Below are 3188 nucleotides of genomic sequence, written 5' to 3'. Positions count from 1 at the left end.
GAGACGCTGATGCGGTTTCGCGAGCGTCACCAGGACCCGTCGTCGACCGACCTCGAATATGCGGCGCGGATCAACGGCAAGCGCGACGTCGACGACTTCATCGCCGCGCACTCGGGTTCGCCGTGGTTCGTGTCGATGGTCGGCTTCGTCGCGGGCCTGCCGTTCATGTACCAGATGGTCGAGCGCGCACGCCAGCTCGAAGTACCGAAATACCTGCGGCCGCGCACCGACACGCCGAAGCTGACGGTCGGCCACGGCGGCTGCTTCGGTTGCATCTACTCGGTGCGCGGCGCGGGCGGCTACCAGATGTTCGGCGTGACGCCGGCGCCGATCTTCGATCCCGCGCAGCGGCTCGACTACCTGCGCGATTTCATGGTGTTCTTCCGGCCTGGCGACATCGTGAAGTTCCAGCCGATCGATCGCGACGCCTATGACGCCGCGGTGGCGGCCGTCGAAGCGGGTACCTTCTCGCTGCGCGTGCGCCCCGTGAAATTCTCGCTCGACGCGTTCCGGCGCGATCCCGATGCGGTCAACCGTTCTCTCGTCGAGGTGCTGCATGCCCGCTGACGCGCACAACCTGATCGAGGTCGTGAAACCCGGCCTCGCGACGTCGGTCCAGGATACGGGCCGGCAAGGCTACTACCACGTCGGCATCCCGCCGTCGGGCTCGCTCGACCAGTACGCGTCGCGCGCGGCGAACCTGCTGGTCGGCAATCCGGAACAGGCGGCCGTGCTCGAATGCACGCTGCTCGGCCCGGAGCTGCTGTTCCATGCGGACGCGCTGGTCGCCGTCACGGGCGCCGAGATGACCCCGAAGATCGACGGCGTCGGGCAGCGCTGCAACGTCGCGCTGTGGATTCGCGCGGGCAGCGTGCTGTCGTTCGCCTACGTGAAGGGCGGCGCCCGCGCGTACCTGGCCATCGCGGGTGGCATCGACGTGCCGGTCGTGCTCGGCAGCCGCTCGACCTACACGCTCGGCGCGATCGGCGGCCACGCGGGCCGGCGCCTGCAGAAAGGCGACCGTTTGCCGATCGGCGCGGCGCGCGGCACGCTTCGCGAAGGGCGCGAGCTGCCGGCGTCGGTCAGCCGGCCGCTGGACAGCCAGGTCGAACTGCGCGTGCTGCCGGGGCTGTACCACTACCGGCTCACCGACGCGTCGGCGCACACGTTCTTCGATGACGAATGGACGGTCGCGCCCGAGGCGGACCGCATCGGCTACCGCTACAAGAACGGCCGGCCGCTGCAGTTCCGGCCGCGCGAGCAGCCGTTCGGCGCCGGGGCCGATCCGTCGAACATCGTCGACGCGTGCTATCCGATCGGCTCGATCCAGGTGCCGGCCGGGGTCGAGCCGATCATCCTGCATCGCGATGCGGTGTCGGGCGGCGGCTACGCGACGATCGGCACGGTCATCAGCGCCGACATGGACCTGATCGGCCAGATGCAGCCGAACCATCGCGCGCGCTTCGTGCGCGTGACGATGGCCGACGCGCTCGCCGCGCGCCGCGAATACCAGCGGCGCCTCGCGCTGCTGCGCGCCGTACTGAAGGACTGAGCGCCACGCGTCCGGCCGTCGCGCCGGGCGCCGTGCGCCGCCCTCCGCTTTCATCCTTCGCTTCCGTTTCCCGTCCGTGCGGCCGCGCGCAGCGCGGCGGGGACGCCTGCGCGCCGTTTTCGCCGGACCGGTTGCCCGCCCCGACGTCGGGGCAACCCCGCGGCTCGCATGGGCCGCGGCCCAGACGTCGTCCGCTGTTTCGCTCATCGAGGAGCACGCTCATGGCCAACCTGGCTCAGGCCCGCACCGACGAGGATCTCGACCTGTCGACGCTCGCCATTCCCGATCACGCACGCATGCCGCCCTTTGCGCTGACGATGGCGTGGTGGGCCGTCTGCAGCGCGGTGTTCTACATCGTCGTCGGCGCGACGCTCGCGCTCACCTACGGCGCGCGCAACGCGCTGATCGGGATGGCGCTGTCGGTCGTCTCGTACGGCATCGTCAATTCGATCATCAGCCGTTACGCGATCCGTACCGGCCTGTCGGTCGCGCTGTTCTCGCGCGTGCTGTTCGGCAGCGCGGGCGCGGCGCTCGCGACGCTGATCTTCTTCGCGACGGCGATCTACTACGCGGTGTTCGAGGGCTCGGTGATCGCGGTCGCCGCGCATCACCAGTTTCCAGCGCTCGACTACAAGTGGGCCGCGCTGATCGTCGTCTGCTACAGCGTGCCGCTCGTGTTCGGCAGCGTGCAGCACTGGCTCGACAAGTTCAACGGCGTGCTGCTGCCGTTCTACCTGTTCGGGTTGCTCGCGGCGGTCGGGCTCGCGACGGCCGAGTACGGCTATCACGCCGCGTGGCTCGATTTCGGGCCGGCGGGCGGCGCCCCGGCCGGCGGCTGGTGGCAGTGCTTCGTCTACTACATGGGCGTATGGGTGCTGATGATGTTCACGTTCGACTACGCGCGCTTCGGCCGCAAGGCCGACGCCCGCTATCACGGCCGCTTCAACTTCGGGATGCCGTTCTACCTCGTCACGTTCCTCGTCAACGGCGCGGCCGGCATCTATCTCGTCAGCACGATTCCCGGGCTCGGCACGCTGTCGGAAGTGTCGGTCGTGCTCGCGCTGCTGAAGCTGATGGGCGTGTGGGGGCTGCTGTTCGTGTGGGTCACGCAGTCGCGCATCAATACCGCGAACTACTACCTCGCGACCGTCAACATGCAAGCGTTCTTCCAGAAGGTCGCGGGGCTGCGCGCGCCGAAATTCGTGTGGGCGGTCGTGGTCGGCGCGGTCGTCTATGCGCTGATGATGGCCGACATCTTCTCGCGGATCCTGCAAGCGCTCGCGTACCAGGGCATCTTCGTCGTCGCGTGGGTCGGCGTCGCGCTCGCGCACATCTTGTCGGCGCGCTACGGGCAGCTCGTCGGCGACGACGTCGAATGCCGCGACGCGCACGTGCCGGTGTTCAATCCGGGCGGCCTAACCGCGTGGTTCGCGGGCGCGTTCGCGGGGCTCGCGCTGAACCAGGCGACCGGGTTCGCCGCGTCGCTGTCGGCGCCGGCCACCTTCGCCGTGTCGTGGCTCGTCTATCGCGCGCTGCTCGGCACCGCGAAGCGGACCTGGTTCGTGCGGAACACGTGACGCGCCGCGGCTCGGCCGATCGTCTGCATCCGACTGCCCTGCGCGTCGCGAATCGAAAG

The 3188-nt window shown here is 69.2% G+C and carries 3 protein-coding genes; all 3 read left to right on the top strand.

Annotated features, from left to right (window positions below):
• Positions 1-567: allophanate hydrolase subunit 1 (locus tag JMF90_RS30715; protein ID WP_201325852.1), on the top strand; the 567-nt coding region annotated here is incomplete at its 5' end.
• Positions 557-1552, top strand: coding sequence for a biotin-dependent carboxyltransferase family protein (locus JMF90_RS30710; protein WP_077180405.1), 996 nt, complete (start codon positions 557-559; stop codon positions 1550-1552). The genes JMF90_RS30715 and JMF90_RS30710, both read left to right, overlap by 11 nt.
• 221 nt (positions 1553-1773) lie before the next feature.
• Positions 1774-3129, top strand: coding sequence for a cytosine permease (locus tag JMF90_RS30705; protein WP_077180406.1), 1356 nt, complete (start codon positions 1774-1776; stop codon positions 3127-3129).
• Positions 3130-3188 lie beyond the last annotated feature (59 nt).

The sequence above is a fragment of the Burkholderia sp. E168m23 genome (genome assembly GCF_016586125.1).
In the GTDB taxonomy this organism is placed as follows: Bacteria; Pseudomonadota; Gammaproteobacteria; order Burkholderiales; family Burkholderiaceae; genus Burkholderia; species Burkholderia orbicola.
The sequence above is the reverse complement of the archived record's forward strand: the minus strand, read 5'-3'. Positions and strand labels throughout refer to the sequence as shown.

Excerpts from the sequence above, each read along its gene's own strand:
- JMF90_RS30710 (WP_077180405.1), top strand. The coding sequence starts at position 557 with ATGCCCGCTGACGCGCACAACCTGATCGAGGTCGTGAAACCCGGCCTC.
- JMF90_RS30705 (WP_077180406.1), top strand. The coding sequence starts at position 1,774 with ATGGCCAACCTGGCTCAGGCCCGCACCGACGAGGATCTCGACCTGTCG.